The organism is Keratinibaculum paraultunense (assembly GCF_016767175.1).
Taxonomy (GTDB): Bacteria; Bacillota; Clostridia; order Tissierellales; family Tepidimicrobiaceae; genus Keratinibaculum; species Keratinibaculum paraultunense.
The window spans coordinates 1,843,787-1,865,843 of record NZ_CP068564.1 but is presented as its reverse complement, the minus strand read 5'-3'; the positions used below and the strand labels follow the sequence as shown (position 1 = coordinate 1,865,843).

Genomic DNA, 22,057 nt, shown 5'->3' with positions numbered 1-22,057 from the left:
AAAAACATACCATATAAAGATTGGAGGAGATTTAATGACGGAAATAATGGATGAAAAATTTAAGATTATTGGATGCCAAGACTCAGATAGTGAAAAAATAGCAAGACCAGCCATGACATATTGGCAAGACGCATGGAGAAGGTTAAAATCAAATAATGTAGCTATGATTTCTATTGGAATATTAATAGCATTAATAGTTATGACTATAATAGGGCCTCACATAACTCCATATTCCCATGAAGAAATGATTGTAGAAGAAAGGAATATGGGACCAAGTGCTAAACATTGGTTTGGGACTGACGAACTAGGAAGGGATATATTTACCAGAGTATGGAAAGGCGGAAGAGTTTCAATGCTCATTGGTGTAGTAGGAGCCTTTGTAGTATCAGTTGTAGGTTGTATTTATGGTGGTATAGCAGCTTACTTTGGCGGGAAAGTAGACACAATAATGATGAGAATAGTAGAGATACTGGTAAGTGTTCCCTATTTAATAGTTGTTATTTTGATTTCAGTAATAACAGAAAGTAAAGGTATGGGTTCGATACTTCTAGCTCTTTGTCTTACAGGATGGTGCGGAACAGCTAGACTTGTAAGAGGACAAATACTTCAATTAAAAGAACAAGATTTTGTTTTAGCAGCTGAAGCTTTAGGGATGAGTCCTGGAAAAATAGTATTAAAACATTTAATTCCTAATACCATAGGCGTAATCATAGTATCTATTACGTTTGATATTCCAGGATTTATATTTTCAGAAGCATTTTTAAGTTATATAGGATTAGGAGTTCAATCTCCAGACACAAGCTGGGGTGCGATGGCATCTGCAGCACAAAACAATTTATTGTTTTACCCCTATCAATTGTTTTTCCCCGCTCTTATGATAGCTTTAACCATGTTATCTTTTACATTACTAGGAGATGGGTTGAGAGATGCTCTTGATCCAAGACTACGACAATAAGGAGAATGTGCAATGGATAATATATTAGAAGTAAAAAATTTAGGTGTTTCATTTCACACTTATGCCGGTGAAGTTAAAGCTGTTAGGGGAGTTAGTTTTCATTTAGAGAGAGGGGAAACATTAGCACTTGTTGGTGAATCTGGTTGCGGTAAAACCGTAACTGCGAAATCATTAATGAGATTAAATCCAGAACCACCTGGAGAGATAAAAGAAGGTTCTTCCATAAAATACGAAGGCAGAGAAGTATTAGAAATGTCCAAAAAAGAGCTAAAGGAATTAAGGGGTGCCGAGATTAGTATGATTTTCCAAGACCCTATGACATCCCTAAATCCTACAATGAAAATAGGAAATCAAATAGCAGAAAGTTTAATAACTCATATGAAACTCAATAAAGAAGATGCACTAAAAAAAGCTACTGAAATGTTAAAAACTGTTGAAATACCTGAAGCAGAAAAAAGGATAAAAGATTATCCTCATGAATTTTCAGGAGGAATGAGGCAAAGGGTAATGATAGCTATAGCTCTTGCTTGCAATCCCAAAATACTCATAGCAGACGAACCAACTACTGCTCTTGATGTTACTATACAAGCACAAGTTTTAGACTTATTAAAAACGTTACAAAAAGAGATGAATACTTCCATAATATTAGTAACTCACGACTTAGGAGTTGTTGCAAATTTTGCTGATAGAATAAATGTCATGTATGCAGGACAAATAGTTGAACAAGGAACTACTAGAGAAATTTTTTACAAGGGAGAACACCCTTATACATGGGCTCTTTTAAGTTCTGTTCCAAGATTGCATGGAGAGAGTAAAAAAGAATTATATTCATTACCAGGCACTCCTCCAGACTTATTACTGCCACTAGAAGGTTGCCCATTTGCAAGTAGATGTAACTACTGCATGCAAATATGTAGAGAAAAAATGCCTCCAAAAACAGAATTAAGTGAAACTCACAGCTTAGCGTGTTGGTTAAAGCATCCTTCAGCACCTAAGGTTGAAAAACCAGATATTTTAAGGAGGGATGCATAATGGTCAATTTACATGAAGAATTAATCCAAGTAAATAACCTAAAAAAATATTTTAGAGTAGGCAAAGATTCTATATTAAAAGCAGTTGATAATGTTAGTTTTTCAATTAAAAAGGGAGAAACTTTAGGACTAGTAGGAGAATCAGGATGTGGGAAGACCACTTGCGGTAGGACAATTATTGGGCTATATAAAGCTACTGGTGGTAAAGTACTATATGATGGAAAAGATGTTCACAACCTTGGAGATGAAAAATTACAATTTAAAAAGAAAGCTCAATATATATTTCAAGACCCCTATGCTTCCTTAGACCCTAGAATGACAATAGGAGATATTATAGCAGAAGGTATGGACATTCATCAAATGTACTCTACTAAAAAAGAACGTACCGAAAAAGTTCATGAACAATTAAAACTTGTTGGTTTAAATCCAGAACATGCAGTTAGATATCCTCACGAGCTTTCTGGAGGGCAAAGGCAGAGAGTAGGGATAGCACGAGCTCTTGCAGTAGAACCAGAATTTATTGTATGTGATGAACCTATTTCTGCACTAGATGTATCCATACAAGCTCAGATAGTAAATTTGCTTATAAAGTTACAGCAAGAGCTAGGATTAACATATTTGTTCATATCCCACGATCTTTCTATGGTAAAACATATTTCAGACCGAGTAGGAGTTATGTATCTAGGGTCCATAGTAGAAATATCTGAAAACATTGCTTTATATGAGAATCCTTTACACCCATATACTCAAGCATTGATATCAGCTATAAATATACCAGATCCAGATATTGAAGCAAAGAGGGAAAGAATTAAATTAGAAGGAGAAGTTCCTAGTCCAATAAATCCTAAGCCAGGGTGTAAATTTGCAAACAGATGCAGATATGTAAAAGATATATGTAGAGAAAAAACCCCTGAATTAAAAGAAGTAAAAGAAGATCATTATGTAGCATGCCATTTATATTAAAAGCATAGCATATAGGATAAATATATATTATATAGACACTTAAAGATATTTAGTAAAAAATATTTTTAAGTGTCTATTTTTTTAGAGAGAATGAATAATTATAGTTAGTTTAAAAGTGTATTATGTTTGTATCCATTATTGACAGAATATAAGAAATAATGTTATAATACATTAAATTGATAATGTTCTAAAACGAAACAAAAGGGGGAATATTTTAATGAAAAGAAAGTTAGCACTATTGTTAGCATTAGTACTTTTATTATCTGTGTTTACTGCAGCTTGTGGTAAAGAAGAACCAACAGATGTAAAAAAAGAGGAGGAAAAAGTAGCAGATGAACCAAAAGAAGGTTCAGATGGAGATATTGATGATGAACAATATATAACATTAACTATAACCGAACCTCAAGCTATAGATCCTTCTACCAGCAATGATATATACTCTGGAGATATTTTAAATGAAATAACAGAAGGATTGGGAAGATTGGAAACAGGAGAAGATGGAGGAGATATAATAGTGCCAGCTGGTGCTGAAGATTGGGATGTAAGTGATGATGGATTAGTATGGACGTTCCATTTAAGAGATTATGAATGGGAAGATGGAGAACCAGTTACAGCCCATGACTTTGAATATGGTATAAAGAGAAATATTAATCCAGAAACGGCTGCAGTATTTGCATACTTGTTGTACCCTATAAAGAATGCAGAAGCATGTAATAGTGGAGAAAAAGATTTAGATGAATTAGGAGTAAAAGCATTAGATGATAAAACATTAGAGATTACTTTAGAAAAACCTTGTGCATATTTTGATAAATTTCTTCCACATAGGATTATGTATCCACAAAGAAAAGATCTTGTAGAACAATGGGGAGATAAGGTAGGAAGTGAAGCAGAATATACTATATCCTGTGGGCCCTTTAAATTAACTGAATGGACCCATAAGAGTGAATTAGTTTTAGAAAAGAATGAAAACTATTGGGATGCAGACAATGTAAAATTAGAAAAAATAACATATAAAGTTATTGAAGACCCAAGCACAGCATATAATATGCTTTCCAATGGTCAAATAGATATATGTGGAGTTAGTAAGCCAGAATGGCTTGAAAAATTCAAACAAAGAGATGACTTAGTATATGTTAGTGAACTTCAACCAACTATTGTATATCAATATTTTAACCAAAAAACAAAATTATTTAGTAATGCTAATGTAAGAAAAGCATTTATGCTGGCAGTAAATAGAGAAGAACTATTAGATGTACTATATTATGGAATAGGAGAACCTGCTTATGGCTGGATACCACCAGTTATGAAAGTAGGAGACAAGTTGTATAGAGATATAGTTGATGAACCATTAAAGAAACTAAAAGAAGAAAATCCAGATCCAAAAGAACTGCTTATAAAAGGTTTAGAAGAGTTAGGAATGGACCCAGATCCAAGTAAAATAACAGTTACAATGTTACAATCAGGAACAGACGCTGAAAGTAGAAGATTTGCTGAATATTATCAGCAAACATATGAAAAAGTTTTAGGTATAAATGTTGAAGCAGAATATATGGATTGGCCAGTATTCTTAGATAGAGTTTATAATCATGATTATGAAATGGCAGGCATGGGTGCTTCAGCAGATTATGATGACCCAATGACGTTTATGGCAGATTTCTTAACAGAAGCTCAAAATATACCTACTGGATGGTCTAATGAGGAATATGATGAATTAATTAAAAAAGCTCAGATAAGTTTAGATAATGAAGAAAGATTAGAGCTTATTGCTAAAGCAGAAGAAATATTATTATATGAAGATGCAGTAGTTTCTCCTATTTCATATAGAAAGTCCAGTAGATTCCAGTATGATTATGTGAAAAATATAATAAAACCATTATATGGACCTGGAATTGAATTTAAATATGCTTATACTCAGGGTAGAAATAAGTAAGTAATAACTATCAAAAATGGTGCCACAAAAATGGTGCCAGGCACCATTTTTGATAGTTATTTAAATTTAAAAAATATTGACATACATACACTACATGCTATAATAATATAGGTAGGAATTTTAAGCGGGAGTGGCGGAATTGGCAGACGCGCTAGACTTAGGATCTAGTGTCATTGACGTGGGGGTTCAAGTCCTCTCTCCCGCACCATTTGAACCAATGGAGTGCCATTGGTTTTTTATTATACATAAAAATTGGATAATTATTAGTTTTATGATATAATTTTAAAGGATAGTATATTAAATTTCAGTATGTATTCTGAAATAAATAATGAAATTAAGGAGGAAGTAAATAATGGACTATGTCTTAGAAAAAAAAGAAAATAATAAGGCTATTTTTACCATTGAAATTGACGAAGATGAATTTGAAGAAGCTATACAAAAAGCCTATTTAAAAAATAGACATATATTTAGCATCCCAGGTTTTCGTAAAGGAAAAGCACCTAGAAAGATAATTGAAATGAACTATGGTGAAAGTATATTTTATGAAGAAGCATTAAATAGCCTTTTGCCTGAAGCTTATGATGAAGCTGTAGAGGAATTAGGGCTTGAACCAGTAGATCTTCCTGAATTGAATATAGAACAATTGGAGAAGGGGAAACCAGTAGTAATAAAGATAGAGGTTACTGTGAAGCCAGAAGTAGTATTAGGTGATTATAATAGTATAGAAATTGAAAAAGTAGAGTATAATGTTACAGACGAGGACGTGGAAAAGGAGCTAAAAGCAGTACAAGAGATGAACGCTAGAATTATTGATGCTGGTGATAGGGAAACTAAAAAAGGAGATATAATTAACATAGATTTTGAAGGTTATATTGATGGAGAACAATTTGAAGGTGGAACAGCTGAAAACCAAGAATTGGTTTTAGGAGAAGGTGGATTAATTGAAGGATTTGAGGAACAATTAATTGGGAAGAAAAAAGGTGATGTAGTAGATGTTAAGGTAACTTTCCCAGAGGATTATTTTGAGGAAAGTTTGAGAGGGAAAGAAGCTGTATTTAAGGTAACTATAAATGAAATTAAGGAAAAAGAGTTGCCTGTATTAGATGATGAGTTTGCAAAAGATGTATCAGAATTTGATACTTTAGCAGAGTATAAACAAAATATAAGAGAAATACTTGAAGAAGAAGCTAAGGAAAAGGAAAAGGCAGAAATTGAAAATCAAGTAATTGAAAAATTAATTGAGATATCTGAGATGGATGTACCGGATGTTATGATAGAAAATCAAATAGAAAATGAAATTAAAGAATTTGAATATAGATTGATGATGCAAGGGTTAAGTTTAGACCAGTATATGCAATTTGCTAATTTAACATTAGAAGATTTCAAAGAACAAGTAAGACCAGTAGCTGAAAAGAAAGTAAAAGCAAATTTGGTATTAGAAGCAGTGGCAAAGAAAGAACAATTTGAAGTTACTGATGAAGATATAGACAAAGAGTTAGAAATATTAGCTGAAAAACACAATCAGGAAGATATAGAGAAGTTTAAAGAAGATATGAAAAAAGGTAATTTAGAATATATTAAAGCGGGTATAATTAGAAGGAAGACCATAGAGTTACTAACTTCAAATGCCAAATTTATTTAAAATTAGGAGGGATAATATGGCTTTAGTTCCTGTAGTTGTAGAGCAGACTAGTAGAGGTGAAAGATCCTATGATATATATTCTAGACTTTTAAAGGAAAGAATAATATTTTTAGGAGATGAAGTAAACAATGTAACTGCAAATTTAGTAGTAGCGCAGTTGCTGTTTTTAGAAGCTGAAGATCCAGATAAAGATATACAGCTTTATATAAATAGCCCCGGTGGTTCCATAAGTGCTGGATTTGCAATATATGATACTATGCAGTATATAAAACCTGATGTATCAACTATATGCATAGGTATGGCAGCAAGTATGGGTGCATTTTTATTAGCAGCAGGAGCAAAAGGCAAAAGGTTTGCACTTCCTAATGCTGAGATAATGATTCACCAACCTTTAGGAGGCACTCAAGGGCAAGCGGAAGATATTAGAATTCATGCAGAGAGAATTATTCGAACTAGAGATACGATAAATAAGATATTAAGTGAGAGAACAGGTCAGCCTTTAGATAAAGTTTCTAGAGATACAGATAGGGATTTCTTTATGACCGCTTTAGAGGCTAAAGAATATGGTATAATAGATGATGTAATAGAGTCAAAAAAGAAATAATTAATTAAGAGAGGTGTCATAATCGTGAAATATGATGATAAACAGCTTAGGTGTTCCTTTTGTGGAAAACCACAAGATCAAGTTAGAAGGCTTATAGCTGGACCTAATGTATTCATCTGTGATGAATGTATAGAATTGTGTCAAGAAATAATTGATGAAGAATTTATAGATGCTTATGATTATGAAGTAAGAGAATTACCAAAACCTAATGAAATAAAAGCAGCATTAGATGAGTACGTTATAAAACAGGAAAGAGCTAAAAAAACCTTAGCTGTTGCAGTATATAATCATTACAAGAGAATAAATAAAAGACCATCAAAAAACGATGACGTAGAACTACAAAAATCAAATATAGTTATGATAGGACCCACTGGTTCAGGTAAAACTTTACTAGCTCAAACATTAGCTAAAATATTAAATGTACCATTTGCTATTGCAGACGCCACATCTTTAACAGAAGCAGGATATGTAGGTGAAGATGTTGAAAATATAATATTAAAGCTAATACAAGCAGCAGATTATGATATAGAAAGAGCCGAACAGGGTATAGTATATATAGATGAGATAGATAAAATTGCACGAAAAACAGAAAATCCTTCCATTACTAGAGATGTAAGTGGAGAAGGAGTACAGCAAGCTTTATTAAAAATTTTAGAAGGTACTGTTGCAAATGTTCCACCTCAAGGTGGTAGAAAACATCCTCATCAGGAATTCATACAAGTGGATACAACCAATATATTATTCATAGTTGGTGGAGCTTTTGATGGTATAGATAAAATAATCCAAAATAGAATAGATACTAAATCCATGGGATTTGGAGCTGATATAAAAAGCAAAAATAATGCTCAAATAGGAGAATTACTAAAGGAAGTTCAACCAGAAGATTTATTAAAGTATGGTCTTATACCTGAATTTGTAGGTAGATTACCAGTCATTGTAACATTAGAAGAACTAGATGAGAATGCATTAGTTAGAATATTAACAGAGCCTAAAAATGCACTAGTTAAACAATATAAAGAGCTATTTAGGATGGACGGAGTAGAACTAGAGTTTGAAGAAGAAGCTTTACGTGCCATAGCTCAAAAAGCTATAGAAAGAAAAACAGGAGCCAGAGGATTACGTAGTATAATTGAAGAGACCTTAATGGATATCATGTACGAAATACCATCTAGAGATGATATTGAAAAATGCTTGATCAAAAAAGAGACTGTACTAAATGGGAAACCAACTTTAGTAATATCTGAAAGAAATAGTAAGAATAGAGCTAATAAAGGAGATAAAAAGGAATCCGCATCATAAAAAGCTCACAATTTAGTGAGCTTTTTTCATTCTATATATAGTTACACAACAAAAGGAAGGGAGTGAGATTATGTACAAGGATTCATATATTGTAGAGGGAAAAACATTGCCCCTTATACCCTTAAGAGGTATGACCGTATTTCCTTATATGGTTGTTCATTTTGATGTGGGAAGAGAAAAATCCATAAAGGCATTAGAAAAGGCCATGGTTGAAGATTCTTTAATATTTTTATGTACTCAAAAAGATGCAAAGGTGGAAGAGCCAACTTTGGATGATTTTTATCACATAGGTACTGTTACAAAAATAAAACAAATGTTGAAATTACCTGGCGGAAGTATTAGAGTGTTAGTTGAAGGGGTAAATCGAGGCAAAATAGTTAAAATGGTTAAAGAGGATGAATATTTTGAAGCAGTAATAGAAGAATTTACTTATGATCCAGATGAAATAAAATTGAATAAAGAACTACAAGCAGCAATGAGGCTTGTTATTGCTGATTTTGAAGATTATTTGGCTTTAAGCAAAAGATTGTCTCCAGATATATTAATAACCATAACAGATATAGAGGATCCTGGTAGATTAGCTGATATTGTAGCTTCTTATATAAATTTAAAAGTTGAGGATAATCAAAAGATATTGGAAACTTTTGATTTTTATGAACGTTTAGTCGTTCTCCATAAAATATTACAGGAAGAAATAGAATTACTAAAAATAGAAGAAAAAATAAATCAAAGAGTACAGAAGCAAATATCTGAAATCCAAAAAGAATACTATCTTAAGGAACAGATGAGAGCTATACAGAAGGAATTAGGAGAAGATTACGATGTATTAGAAGAGATAGAAGAGTATAAAACTAAAATAGATAATATAGATATGCCTGAAGAAGTAAAAGAAAAGGCGTTAAAAGAAGTGGAAAGACTAAAAAAGATGTCTCCTTATTCAGCAGAAACTGCAGTTATTCGAACCTATTTAGATTGGATCATAGAATTACCTTGGGATAAAGAAACAGAGGATAAGGTGGATATTAAAAGAGCTAGAGATATATTAAATGAGGATCATTATGGACTTGAAGATGTGAAAGAAAGGATATTGGAATTTATTGCTGTAAGGAAATTGACTTCCGATATGAAAGGTTCTATATTATGTTTAGTAGGTCCTCCTGGAGTAGGGAAAACTTCTATAGCTAAATCTGTTGCTAGGGCATTAAATAGAAAATTTGTACGTATGTCCTTAGGTGGTATGAGGGATGAGGCTGAAATTAGAGGACATAGAAGAACTTATGTAGGTGCTATGCCAGGAAGGGTGATTAGTTCAATAAAAAAATGTGGTTCCAAAAACCCAGTTTTTTTATTTGATGAAATAGATAAACTGGCTAGTGATTTTAGAGGAGATCCAGCCAGTGCATTGTTGGAAGTACTAGATCCAGAACAAAATTATACTTTTACAGATCACTATCTGGAAGTTCCTTTTGATTTATCTAAGGTATTTTTTATAACAACAGCTAATACTACAGCTTCTATACCGCCACCTCTTTTAGATAGAATGGAAGTAATAAGAATAAGTGGATATACAGAAGAAGAAAAGTTAAAAATTGCAACTAATCATCTGCTTCCAAAACAGCTTAAAGAGCACGGGCTTAAGGAGGACAACCTCATTATTTCAGAAACTGCCATAAAAAAAATAATCAATAACTATACTAGAGAAGCAGGAGTAAGGGAATTAGAAAGAAACTTAGCTAGTATATGTAGAAAAGCTGCAAAAAAAATAGTTGAAACTAATGTAAAAACTGTAAGAGTAAATAGAGGTAATATTCATAGATATTTAGGTCCAGAAAAGTATAGAATAGATATGGGAGAAAGGGAAGATCAAGTAGGAGTTGCAACAGGATTAGCTTGGACTGTTTTTGGAGGGGAAACTTTATCTATAGAAGTAAATTGCATGAAAGGAAATGGGAAGATTCAATTAACGGGGCAGCTAGGGGATGTAATGAAGGAGTCTGCAATGGCAGGAATTAGCTATATTAGGGCAAATGCAGATAAATTAGATATAGATCCTGATTTTTATAGGAAAATGGATATTCATATTCACGTACCTGAAGGAGCTATTCCAAAAGATGGACCATCTGCTGGGATAACTATGACCACCGCCGTAATATCAGCTCTTACCAATATACCTGTAAGCAAAGATGTAGCTATGACAGGAGAGATAACTTTAAGGGGAAGAGTTTTACCAGTAGGCGGTATTAAAGAGAAGGTATTAGCAGCTGATAGAATTGGTATAAAGAAAGTAATAATCCCCTTTGAAAATAAAAAAGATTTAGATGAAATTCCAGAAAAAGTAATTAAAAGAATGGAAATAGTATTGGTAAAACATATGAAAGAAGTTTTACCTCATGCTTTGTTAAGAAAAGAGGAAGATGATTATGAAGATAAGGAAAGCTCAGTTGGAGAAGATAGCTGTAAACAAGAAGCAATATCCTAGTCCTCATCTACCAGAAATAGCTTTTGCTGGTAGATCTAATGTAGGCAAATCCTCTTTTATAAATTCTATGGTAAATAGAAAGGACTTGGCTAGGATTAGTGGTAAACCAGGTAAGACTAGAACTATAAATTTTTATAATATAAATGACCAATTTAGGTTTGTAGATCTTCCAGGCTATGGATATGCTAAGGTTTCCAAAGCTGAGAAGGAAAAATGGGGACCCATAATAGAAGAATATTTAAGCAACAGAGAAAATTTAATAGAAGTTATACTATTAGTGGATATGAGGCATGAACCAACAGAATTAGATTTGATGATGTATAATTGGATTAAATTTTTTGGATATAGTGGGTTGGTAATAGCTACAAAAGCAGATAAAATTTCTAAGGGGAAGTATCAATCTAATATAAATATGATAAAGAACAAGCTAAACATAGAGGATCCGGAACTAATAATACCCTATTCTTCTGCAAAAAATATAAACAAGGACTTAGTTTGGAAAATATTAGAAGATAAATTATTGATAAAATGAAAGGCAGCACTTAAGTAAACTGTGCTGCCTTTAGGATTATTCTTCTTTTACAAATTGATCTTTTGTAGCTCCACACACTGGGCATACCCAGTCATCAGGCAATTCTTCAAAAGGAGTACCTGGTTCAATACCGTTATCTGGATCTCCTTCAGCTGGATCATAAACATAACCACAAAGTTCACAAACATATCTGTCCATAATAAAATTCTCCTTTCATCATGTAGTCAATAGAAATATTACCCATCAAATAGCGATTTTAAACTAAAATTTTGCAATATTTTTTTTTAATATGCTATAATATAATATGGTGATATTGAAAATTATATATAGATTAAAGGCATCATTTATGGGTAAAATAAATATAGTTTATAATATAATAAATAATTTAGTTTAGATGGGCGTGATTCAAGTGTATTTTAAATATCAAGGTTCTGTATGTAGCGATTTAGATGATACAAAGGTGTTTATACAAAATATACTGAATAGGCTTAAAGATGTTGTAGATGATGAAAATTTATTATTCGATCTAAAATTGATATTAAATGAACTAGTTATAAACAGCGTTATTCATGGTAATAAATGTAAAAAAGAAAAATGTGTCTATTTATATTTAGAGATTTTAGAAGATACCATTAGAATAGAAGTTAGTGATGAAGGACGTGGAATTGATTTTGACATATCATCCTATAACCCAAGAGAGCTAAAATGCTGTGGAAGAGGCCTTATATTAGTAGATGGTTTATCTGATGAACTCTACATTGATGAAAATCGAGTAGAAGTAATAAAGTATATCTGTTGATTATACTATGGCAGGGATAAATCCCTGCCATAGTATTTATAGCTACCATTTTTATAAAATTTGTGGTAAAATTAACTTCGTTAAACAAACAATTAATTTTAATACAGGAAGTGATTATTATTTATGAACATTACAAGAAATGATCTTAGAAATATTGCCATAATTGCCCATGTAGATCATGGGAAAACTACTTTAGTAGATAGTATGCTAAAACAAAGTGGAATATTTAGAGAAAATCAGGTGGTAAAGGAGCGAGTATTGGATTCTAATGAAATAGAAAGAGAAAGGGGTATTACAATACTATCCAAGAATACTGCTATCCATTATAAGGATATAAAAATAAACATAATAGATACCCCAGGTCATGCAGATTTTGGTGGCGAGGTGGAAAGGGTATTAAAAATGGCAGATGGAGTTGTACTTTTAGTAGATGCCTTCGAAGGACCTATGCCTCAGACAAAATTTGTACTAAAAAAAGCTTTTGAGTTAAATTTACCAGCTATAGTTTGTATAAATAAAATAGATAGACCAGAAGCAAGACCTAATGAAGTTATAGATGAAGTATTGGATTTATTTATAGAACTAGGAGCAGGAGATGAATACTTAGATTCTCCCTTTGTATTTACTTCTGCACGAGAAGGAATTGCCACTAGGGATTTAAATAATAAAAAGGATAATATGGAGGATTTATTTGAAACCATAGTAAATTACATTCCTGCACCTCAAGGAGATATAGATAGCCCATTACAAGTTCTAATCTCCACCATAGACTACAATGACTATGTAGGCAGAATCGGTATTGGGAGAATAGAAAGAGGGAAAATTGAGGCTAATCAAGAAGCTATAATAGTTAATGCCAATAAGCCCGATTACAAGAAGAAAATAAAAATAGGTAAAATATTTGAATTTGAGGGATTAAATCGAGTAGAAGTGGAAAATTCAACAGTAGGTAGTATAATAGCAGTAACTGGCGTGGAAGGTATTCACATAGGAGATACCATATGCGATATAGATCATCCTGAGGCACTGCCTTTTGTAAAGATATCTGAACCGACCATCGCTATGAATTTTTCAGTAAATGATAGTCCTTTTGCCGGAAAAGAAGGTAAATTTTTAACTTCTAGGCAAATAAGGAATAGACTATTTAAGGAACTACAAACAGATGTGAGTTTAAGGGTTGAAGAAACTGATTCAACAGATGTATTTAAGGTATCTGGAAGGGGAGAGCTGCATTTATCTGTACTCATAGAAAATATGAGAAGAGAAGGATATGAATTTCAAGTATCCAAACCAGAAGTTTTATATAAATATGAGAATGGTAAAAAGCTTGAACCTATGGAAAAGGTAACAATTGATGTATCAGACGAATATATTGGATCAGTAATAGAAAAATTAGGTAGGAGAAAAGGAGAATTAATAAGCATGACAGAAGCTAGAGGTGGGTATTCTAGATTAGTATTTTCTGTTCCTGCTCGAGGACTTATTGGATATAGAGGAGAGTTCATGACAGATACTAAAGGTGAAGGAATATTAAATTCTGTATTTGATGGATACGCTCCTTATAAAGGAGATATTCCTCAAAGGATTGAAGGCTCTTTAATTGCATTTGAAACAGGAGAAGCTACTGCATATGGACTATATTCAGCTCAAGAAAGAGGCACTTTATTTATAACACCAGGTACTAAAGTATATAAAGGCATGGTAGTAGGTTCTAATCCTAAGGGTGTGGATATAGAAGTAAATGTATGTAAAAAGAAGCATCAGTCCAATATAAGAGCAGCTGGATCAGACGAAGCATTAAGACTATCACCACCTAAGGAAATGACTATAGAAGAGGCATTGGAATTTATAGATGATGATGAGCTAATAGAGATTACTCCTACTACCTTTAGAATAAGGAAAAAGATTTTAGATTCCAATAAAAGATATAAATCAAAGAAAAATTAGCCTTATATTATAAAACAAGGGTGATATTATGGAAAAAGCAATAGTAGTATACACTTGGCTTATTAAAAATGTATTATGGATAAATATTATACTTGCCATATTATTAGTGTTCTTTGAAAGACGAAATCCTACTAGTACTTGGTTGTGGCTTATGGTGCTTACATTTTTGCCCATTATTGGATTTTTATTATATCTTATTATAGGTCAAGATATGAGTAAGAAGAAAATGTTTAAGGAAAAAGAAGAAGCAGATAGGGTATTTAGGGACAAGGTTATGAAACAGGAAGAAAAGATAAAGAATGAGGAATATTGTTTTTTGGATTCGAAATTTTTAGAATATGAGGATATAATAAAGATGCATATTCTTACTTCGGAAGCGTATTTTTCCCAAGATAATGAAGTTGAAATGTATTTTTCAGGGGAAGAAAAATTTAAGGCATTGCTAGATAGTATTTCTAATGCAAAGGATTATATATATATGGAATACTATATATTTAAAAGTGATGATATAGGGACTAAAATAATAGATAAGTTAACAGAAAAGGCCAAGGAAGGTGTAGAAGTAAAACTACTATATGATGGAATGGGAGGAAGAAAACTTAAAAGAGGTTGTTTTGATGAACTAAAAGCTGCTGGTGGTGAAGTAGCTGTGTTTTTCCCTCCCCTTATTCGGTATATTACATTGAGAATTAATTACAGGAATCATAGAAAGATATGTATAATAGATGGAAAAGAAGCGTATCTAGGAGGATTTAACATAGGGGATGAGTATTTAGGTCTTTCCCCCAAATTTGGATTTTGGAGAGATACTCACATAAAGATAAAGGGTACTGCTATTCAAGGATTGTTATGGAGATTCTCTAAGGATTGGAGATTTGCAGCCAATAAAGATGATTTTAATTGTAGAACAGAACTTCCAGAAAGCAAGGGAGAAGGAAAAGTTGGAATACAAATAGTAAGTAGCGGTCCTGACTCTAAATGGCCTAGTGTTAAGGATGGATATTTTAAAATGATAACCAATGCTCGAGACAAAATATATATACAAACCCCTTATTTTATTCCTGATGATAGTATATTTGAAGCACTAAGAATTGCAGGTCTTTCTGGATTGGATGTAAGAGTGATGATACCTTGTAAACCAGATCATCCTTTTGTATATTGGGCAGGGTTATCCTATATAGGAGAACTATTAGAAGCAGGAGTTAAATTTTATACTTATGAAAATGGATTTTTACACAGTAAAACTTTTATAATGGATGATTTTGTAACTTCTGTGGGTTCAGCCAATTTGGATATTAGGAGTTTTAAATTAAATTTTGAAGTAAATGCATTTATGTATGATGAAGAAGTAAATAGGAAGATGACAGAGCAATTTTATTTAGATTTAGAATATTGTAAGCAGATTACCATGAAGAAATATGAAGAACGTTCTAATATAGTTAAAATTAAAGAATCCATATCTAGATTGTTATCTCCAATATTATAATAAAAAACCACTTCTAGGAAATACTATTCTAGGGGTGGTAATATTGAATAAAAAGATAATATTAATAATACTTTTGATGTCCTTATTATTTACAGCATGTACAAATAAAGGAGAAAAAAAATCTACTAAAGTTGAAAATAAAGATAAAGCTCCTAAAGATTTAATATCCATACTTGATGAATTAGATAAAATTCTTGTATTGGTAGATGAGATTGAAGAAATATCAAAACTAACTGATTTAGAATATGAATCATTAAATGAAAAGGATAAAAAAACCAAAGAGGATGAAGAAAAACAAAAGAAAGAAGAACAAAAGGAAGATGAAATATCTGATAGAGATGTGGAGCTTTTAAAGCTATGGAATAATTTAGGAGATAAAATAGATAAAGTTCATAATGACTGGAATAATTATGAGATAGAAAGTAGAAAAAAAAGCCCTAGTGATGAAAAAAGTGAAAGTGTGAAGAATAATTTAAATTATATAACAACAATGATAGAAAATAGGGATATAATGGGTATATTGGATGCTACTAGTAAATCTTTATTATCTTTGGCTTATTTTTGTGATCTATATAAGGACGATATAAGTGGAGATTTATATAGAATAAAACATTATGTACTTCAAGCATATTTAAATCCTGATATGGGTAAGGAAATATTGAATAATACACAAGACAGTATATTGACTCTACGGCAAAAATTAGAAAAGGATAAGGATAAACTTAAAAAAGTAGATAAATTGGATCTATCTATAAAAGATATGGGAAATTCATTAAATATAAATAGCCCTAAATTATTGAAAAACAAGAAAGAAATAATATTTAAAAATATAGATTCTTTGAAGGAATAGTTGTATAATTTTAATGTATAATTTTATTTAAAAGGTCGTGAAATATATGAACATGAAAAAGGCAAGCCGTATTTTTCTTTTTTCAATAATGTTTATAACCCTTATCATTGTATTTAAGGGGTACGGAGATATTAGTCAATTAATAAATAAAACTGATATTAGATATTTAGGGCTGGCAGTATTGATGATGGTAATAGATTGGTTATTTGATGGATTTATATTAAATTCCATAACTAAAACTGTTCATGGTAGTATGGAATATACTAAGTCCTTAAAGATCGCAATAATAGGGCAATATTACAGTGCTATAACTCCTTTTTCAACAGGAGGGCAACCAGTGCAAGTATATCTTATGAGTAAAGATGATATATCTGTAGCAAAAGGCTCTACCATATTATTTAATAAGTTTATAATATATCAAATGGCAGTAACCTTCTATTCTTTAATTATGTTTGTATTTAAAATAGGTTTTATACTAAATGATGCTAAACCAGCAGTTCCGTTCATAGTTATTGGATTTATACTTAATTTAGGAATATTAATTGGCATAATCCTTTTGTTTTATAAACCTCAATGGATTAAACCTATTATAATATATTGCTATAAGGGATTGTATAAAATAAAAATAATAAAGGATTTAGATGGTTATATAGAAAAATTGGATAGCACTATGGAAGAATATGAACAAAGTATATCCAAAATAAAAGAAAACAAACTTAATAGCTTAAAAATATTTATATTTACATTGATTCAGTTAACTTGTTATTTTAGCATAACTTATTTTGTGTATTTGTCCTTAGGATTAAAAGGATCTAGTTTTTTGGATATAATAGCAGTACAATCTTTGGTGTATATGGCAGCATCATATATTCCTACACCAGGAACTGCTGGAGCTTCCGAAGGAGGATATTATCTACTATTTAAGCCTTTATTTACAAAGAATTTTATTGGATATGCTCTTTTGTTGTGGAGAGGCATAAGCTATTATTTTAAATTAATAATAACTGGAATAGTGGTTTTGATTGATAATATAATACGGAACAAAAAAGCAGTAGCTTAAATAAAAAACCTTGCACTATTTAGGTGCAAGGTTTTTTATTTAATATTGTTGTAAATAATCTTTTATATGAGTTTTAGGATTTTGTTTATTTATTTTCATTAATGCTTTACTTTCAATTTGACGTATTCTTTCCCGGGTGAGATTATATTTATTGCCTATAACTTCTAAAGTGGAAGGTTTTTTCCCGTTTAGACCAAATCTAAGTTCTAATACATCCTTTTCCTTAGGAGTTAAGGTATTTAGTATTTTATTTATTTCTTCCTTTAGTGAATTATAAAAAACAATATCTTCTACAGAAGGTTCTTCGCTGGGAATATAATCTTGAAGCTCTATATAATTATCATCAGAATCTAAATTTATTATACTATTTAGAGAAGTTAAGTTATAATAGTATTTTTTATAGTGATTAATTTCATAGTATTCCTGTTCATCTATATTCATCTCTTGGCATATAGCTTTTGTATTTATTTCATACTCAGTGGCTAAATGGTCATTTTCTATTGTGGATATGCTATTTATCTTTTCATATATATAAGCAGGTAGTCTTATTATGTATCCATTATTCATAACTGCTCTATCCATCTGCTGTACAATCCAATAATAGACATAGGTAGAAAAATTGGTATTTCTATTTACGTCATATTTTTCTATTCCTTTAATCATACCAATAATTCCTTCTTGAACCAAGTCCTCAAAGGTAAAAGATGTGGTTGTGTTAATCCTTTTTCTTGCAGCCACATATACTAGACCTATATTGTTTAAAATTATCTTGTTTCTAGTATTTATATCTCTATTCTTTTTATATAGTTTAAGCAGTTGTTCATTTGATTTGTGTTTTTCATTATTTGATTTTATTTTCATATCCATCACCTAATATATTATATTCTACATGAATTTTTAAAATCCTTTTTTAAATGGAGATATTTTATGGATAATTATTAATAGAATTGTTTGATTTTTCATATTTGACAAAAAATGAGATAAATAGTAAAATCAATATATGGAATGGTTTATAGTCTACCTATAAAGAATTAAAATATAGAGCTTTATTGAGTGATGAAGATTTAAAATTTTAGGTTATAATGATAGAGAAATTTAAGCAAAAACCTTGTAACTTTTTAGTTACAAGGTTTTTAAAATTATATATTGACATAAAAACAATATTAGTGTACTATAGGCTTAGTACACTAATATTTAATAATGGAGGTGAATATATGGAGTTTAAAGACAATCTTCCCATATATATACAGATTATGAATTTGATAAAGAGCAGTATAGCTTCAGGTGAAATAAGGGGAGGTGATAAATTGCCATCAGTAAGGGAACTTTCCAAAGAATTAAAAGTAAACCCCAATACTATACAAAGGAGTTATCAGGAGTTGGAAAGAGAAAATATTGTTTTTACTCAAAGGGGAATGGGGACATTTGTAACTGAAGACCAACAAATGATCAAAAATTTGAGAAGCAATATGGCCAAAGATGTGGTGCATGGTTTCTTAATGAATATGAAAAAATTAGGATTTGATTCCAATGAAATAATGGATATTGTATCAGAATGGATAGAAAAGGAGGAAATAAAATGAAACCCATTGTGGAAATAAAAGATTTAAGTAAAAATTATTTTAATAAAAGGGCATTAGATAATATAAATTTAAGTATACAGTCAGGGAAAGTAGTGGGAGTCCTTGGACCAAATGGCAGCGGTAAGACCACACTAATCAAGATATTAGCAGGATTGTTAAGACAATCTAAAGGAGAAGTTTTAATAGATGGACATGAGGTAGGAGTATATACTAAATCTATAGTATCCTATTTACCTGATAGAAATTTTTTATATAATTGGATGAGTATACAAGATGCTTGTGATTTTTATAAGGATTTTTATAGGGATTTTGATGAAACTAGATTTAAAAACTTGCTGGATTTTATGAAATTGGAAAGATCCATGAAGGTTACATCCCTTTCAAAAGGGATGCATGAGAAGTTAAATTTATCCCTAGTATTATCAAGGGATGCTAAGCTTTATGTATTAGATGAACCTATAGCAGGCGTAGATCCAGTAGCGAGGGATCAAATACTAGATGCTATAATAAATAATTACAATGAAAATAGCTCTATGTTGATCACCACTCATTTAGTTAGAGATATGGAAAACTTGTTTGATGATGTGGTATTTCTGAAAGATGGAAGGATAGTACTAGAAGGCAATGCAGAAGCTTTACGAGAAGAAAAAAGCAAACAAATAGATGATATTTACAAGGAAATATTTGGAGAATAGGAGGAGAAAAAATGGGCAGATATATGAAATATGAATTAAAAGGCAATTACAAATTTATATTAGGAGTATTAGCATTAGTATTAATACTTACAACGGGAATATACGTCTATATAGCCAATGCTAATGAAAGTTCAGTATTAGGTGTAATCTTTATGGGTTTATCTGTATTGGTAATATTTGGGACACTTCTTATTACTTTTTTATATATAATTGGATCCTTTAGAAAGGAACTATATGAAGATAGGGGATATTTGACCTTTACCTTGCCTTTAACAGGAAATCAAATACTAGGTTCTAAATTAATCGTGGCGATAATATGGTTTGCAATATTAGGGCTTGTAATAGGCTTGTATAATGCGTTTATGACTTTTATCTTTGCTCCTATAAAACCAGCTATTTCAGATATAATAGCCATAATAAATGGTATACCAATTAGAGAAGTTAGTGTATTCCTACTCATTGTGTTTATAGGTGGCGTTAGCACACTAATACTAATTTATTTCTCTATGGCTTTAAGTAGAGTTACTTTTAGGAATAAAAGGATTGGTGGTTTTTGGTTTGTAATATTCCTAATAGTAAGTGGACTAGTGGCTATGGGGCAAGCTAAGATTATTCAAGCATTACCCTATTATTTAGACTTGGAGACCTTTAGAATTATATCCAATGATATGCTTAATTATGATTTCCATATTGAGATGAGTAGTGCAGGGTTAATGGCAAGTGGAAATATGGGAAATGCTATGTTAAATATCGCAGGATTTATATATAGCATAGCTGTGGGAGTAATATTCTTTTTAGGAACAGGATATATAATAGAAAATAAAATAGATTTATAATATAAATCCCCTATTCAGGGGATTTTATATTTTAGTGTTAATTATTATAAAGATTAAAATAAGAACATTATTAATAAGATATTTTGGTATAATATAATAAACGATAATTTTCGGAGGGAAGATTTAAAATGGATAGAGAATTATCACTAGGAATTATCTTGTTTACAGTATTTTTATTATTCTTTATATTAGTGGTATTGATAATGGAATATAAAAATATGGAACAATTACAGATAGAGTATCCTGATATACCAAAAGAGGCTTATGAATATAGAAAATCTAATTTAAAAGTATGGGCTATAAGCCTTGTGCTTAAATTTTTGGTGCCTTTTTTATTTTTGATTACAGGACTTTCCAGTAAAATTGGGAATTTTGCTAAAGGTAATGGAAGAAATCTATTTTTAACAGGGCTTATATATGCAGTTATATTTTCAATAATTGATTTACTTATTTCACTACCTACTAGTTTTTATAGTGGTTTTATACTAAAACATAGATATAATCTATCTAATCAAACCATATCTAGATGGTTTGAATTAGTCTTTAAAAATTTCGTACTAAACACAGGTGCCATGTCTTTAACAATATGGTTTCCCTACTATATGATGAGGAAAAGTCCTACTAGATGGTGGCTTTATTTAGGACTTATTTCTATACCAGTTATTATATTTATTGCATTTATATCTCCTATGTATATAGATCCAATATTTAATAAATATACCTCTATAGAAGATGAACAATTAGGACAAGAGATAAAAGAGCTATTAAATAAAGCAGGCATAGAGGATGCAGATATATATAAAGTGGACAAAAGCAGAGATACCAAGGAGATGAATGCCTATATGACAGGGGTATTTAAATCTAAGAGGATAGTGCTTTGGGATACCACTATAGACAAATTGAGCAAAGAGGAAATATTAAGTGTTACTGCCCATGAGATAGGGCATTATGTAAAGGGACATATATGGAAAGGGATCATTCTAGGAGGATTAGGATCTATACTTTTAATGTATCTTGTATATAGAACATCCCATTGGATATTGATTAAATCCAATGGAAGTTTTGGGTTTAATAGGTTACAGGATATAGCTTCACTCCCCCTTATACTTTTGGTATTAAATTTTTATATGTTTTTTGCAAATCCAATTACAAATGCATATTCTAGACATATGGAAAGAGAAGCAGATATGATGGAAATACAATTGACAAAAAACAAGGAGGCGGCTATTTTTACCATATCTAAATTACATGAAGAAAGTCTGAGTATTCCACGTTCTAGCACTATATATAAAATATGGTATCATAGCCACCCAACAGCTGAGGAAAGAATAGAATTTTTTTCTAATTTTGAGTATTAATGAAGGCT

At 31.1% G+C, this 22,057-nt stretch carries 20 protein-coding genes and 1 tRNA gene; 19 read left to right on the top strand and 2 right to left on the bottom strand.

The annotated features are described in order from the left end of the window. The first annotated feature begins 34 nt into the window (after nt 1-34). The 10 genes from JL105_RS09040 to yihA all read left to right on the top strand — a co-directional run bounded on the left by JL105_RS09040 (nt 35) and on the right by yihA (nt 11,435). Complete coding sequence (locus tag JL105_RS09040) at nt 35-955, top strand: ABC transporter permease (protein ID WP_132029484.1); 921 nt, start codon at nt 35-37, stop codon at nt 953-955. 12 nt (nt 956-967) lie between these two features. After that, nucleotides 968-1,987 (top strand): ABC transporter ATP-binding protein, encoded by a 1,020-nt coding sequence (locus JL105_RS09035; RefSeq protein WP_132029486.1) that lies wholly within the window; start codon nt 968-970, stop codon nt 1,985-1,987. Then, complete coding sequence (locus JL105_RS09030; protein WP_132029488.1) at nt 1,987-2,949, top strand: ABC transporter ATP-binding protein; 963 nt, start codon at nt 1,987-1,989, stop codon at nt 2,947-2,949. The genes JL105_RS09035 and JL105_RS09030 overlap by 1 nt, the downstream gene beginning before the upstream one ends. Before the next feature lie 217 nt (nt 2,950-3,166). Further along, nucleotides 3,167-4,879 (top strand): peptide ABC transporter substrate-binding protein, encoded by a 1,713-nt coding sequence (locus JL105_RS09025; protein WP_202690495.1) that lies wholly within the window; start codon nt 3,167-3,169, stop codon nt 4,877-4,879. Nucleotides 4,880-5,003: 124 nt separating this feature from the next. After that, a tRNA-Leu gene (locus JL105_RS09020) sits at nt 5,004-5,087 on the top strand. A gap of 144 nt (nt 5,088-5,231) precedes the next feature. Beyond that, nucleotides 5,232-6,521, top strand: coding sequence for a trigger factor (tig, locus tag JL105_RS09015; protein WP_132027612.1), 1,290 nt, complete (start codon nt 5,232-5,234; stop codon nt 6,519-6,521). Nucleotides 6,522-6,537: 16 nt separating this feature from the next. Next, nucleotides 6,538-7,125, top strand: a complete 588-nt coding sequence (gene clpP, locus JL105_RS09010) for an ATP-dependent Clp endopeptidase proteolytic subunit ClpP (protein ID WP_132027610.1) — start codon at nt 6,538-6,540, stop codon at nt 7,123-7,125. A gap of 21 nt (nt 7,126-7,146) precedes the next feature. Next, nucleotides 7,147-8,424: an ATP-dependent Clp protease ATP-binding subunit ClpX gene (gene clpX / locus JL105_RS09005; RefSeq protein WP_132027608.1), complete on the top strand. Its 1,278-nt coding sequence runs from the start codon at nt 7,147-7,149 to the stop codon at nt 8,422-8,424. Nucleotides 8,425-8,494: 70 nt separating this feature from the next. Further along, a complete protein-coding gene (lon, locus tag JL105_RS09000; RefSeq protein ID WP_132027606.1) occupies nt 8,495-10,903 on the top strand; it encodes an endopeptidase La in 2,409 nt (802 codons plus the stop codon). Further along, nucleotides 10,845-11,435, top strand: coding sequence for a ribosome biogenesis GTP-binding protein YihA/YsxC (gene yihA / locus JL105_RS08995; protein WP_132027604.1), 591 nt, complete (start codon nt 10,845-10,847; stop codon nt 11,433-11,435). The genes lon and yihA overlap by 59 nt, the downstream gene beginning before the upstream one ends. 36 nt (nt 11,436-11,471) lie before the next feature. Here yihA and rd read toward each other — a convergent pair whose 3' ends face one another. Next, nucleotides 11,472-11,633, bottom strand: coding sequence for a rubredoxin (gene rd, locus JL105_RS08990; RefSeq protein WP_132027602.1), 162 nt, complete (start codon nt 11,631-11,633; stop codon nt 11,472-11,474). Between the two features lie 211 nt (nt 11,634-11,844). Between rd and JL105_RS08985 the strand changes: the two genes are divergently transcribed. From JL105_RS08985 to JL105_RS08965, 5 genes are all read left to right on the top strand, one after another. After that, nucleotides 11,845-12,234 carry an ATP-binding protein gene (locus JL105_RS08985; RefSeq protein WP_237722270.1) on the top strand — a complete coding sequence of 130 codons (390 nt, stop codon included), beginning with the start codon at nt 11,845-11,847 and terminating at the stop codon, nt 12,232-12,234. Between the two features lie 123 nt (nt 12,235-12,357). Beyond that, entirely contained in the window at nt 12,358-14,181 is a 1,824-nt protein-coding gene (gene typA / locus JL105_RS08980; protein ID WP_202690494.1) for a translational GTPase TypA, read from the top strand. Nucleotides 14,182-14,209: 28 nt separating this feature from the next. Next, entirely contained in the window at nt 14,210-15,667 is a 1,458-nt protein-coding gene (gene cls / locus JL105_RS08975; RefSeq protein WP_132027598.1) for a cardiolipin synthase, read from the top strand. Between the two features lie 43 nt (nt 15,668-15,710). After that, nucleotides 15,711-16,517: a hypothetical protein gene (locus tag JL105_RS08970; RefSeq protein WP_132027596.1), complete on the top strand. Its 807-nt coding sequence runs from the start codon at nt 15,711-15,713 to the stop codon at nt 16,515-16,517. Between the two features lie 46 nt (nt 16,518-16,563). Beyond that, on the top strand, nt 16,564-17,577 hold the full coding sequence (locus JL105_RS08965) for a lysylphosphatidylglycerol synthase transmembrane domain-containing protein (RefSeq protein ID WP_132027594.1): 1,014 nt from the start codon (nt 16,564-16,566) through the stop codon (nt 17,575-17,577). A 39-nt stretch (nt 17,578-17,616) separates the two neighbouring features. Here JL105_RS08965 and JL105_RS08960 read toward each other — a convergent pair whose 3' ends face one another. Beyond that, nucleotides 17,617-18,438, bottom strand: a complete 822-nt coding sequence (locus JL105_RS08960) for a sigma-70 family RNA polymerase sigma factor (RefSeq protein WP_158280012.1) — start codon at nt 18,436-18,438, stop codon at nt 17,617-17,619. Between the two features lie 353 nt (nt 18,439-18,791). Between JL105_RS08960 and JL105_RS08955 the strand changes: the two genes are divergently transcribed. The 4 genes from JL105_RS08955 to JL105_RS08940 all read left to right on the top strand — a co-directional run bounded on the left by JL105_RS08955 (nt 18,792) and on the right by JL105_RS08940 (nt 22,049). Beyond that, nucleotides 18,792-19,160 (top strand): GntR family transcriptional regulator, encoded by a 369-nt coding sequence (locus JL105_RS08955; protein ID WP_132027590.1) that lies wholly within the window; start codon nt 18,792-18,794, stop codon nt 19,158-19,160. Next, nucleotides 19,157-19,855, top strand: coding sequence for an ABC transporter ATP-binding protein (locus JL105_RS08950; protein ID WP_132027588.1), 699 nt, complete (start codon nt 19,157-19,159; stop codon nt 19,853-19,855). The genes JL105_RS08955 and JL105_RS08950 overlap by 4 nt, the downstream gene beginning before the upstream one ends. A gap of 11 nt (nt 19,856-19,866) precedes the next feature. After that, nucleotides 19,867-20,691: a hypothetical protein gene (locus JL105_RS08945; protein ID WP_132027586.1), complete on the top strand. Its 825-nt coding sequence runs from the start codon at nt 19,867-19,869 to the stop codon at nt 20,689-20,691. A 128-nt stretch (nt 20,692-20,819) separates the two neighbouring features. Continuing rightward, the gene (locus JL105_RS08940; RefSeq protein WP_132027584.1) at nt 20,820-22,049 is read left to right on the top strand and encodes a M48 family metallopeptidase; all 1,230 of its coding nucleotides are present in this window, start codon (nt 20,820-20,822) and stop codon (nt 22,047-22,049) included. Nucleotides 22,050-22,057: the final 8 nt, after the last annotated feature.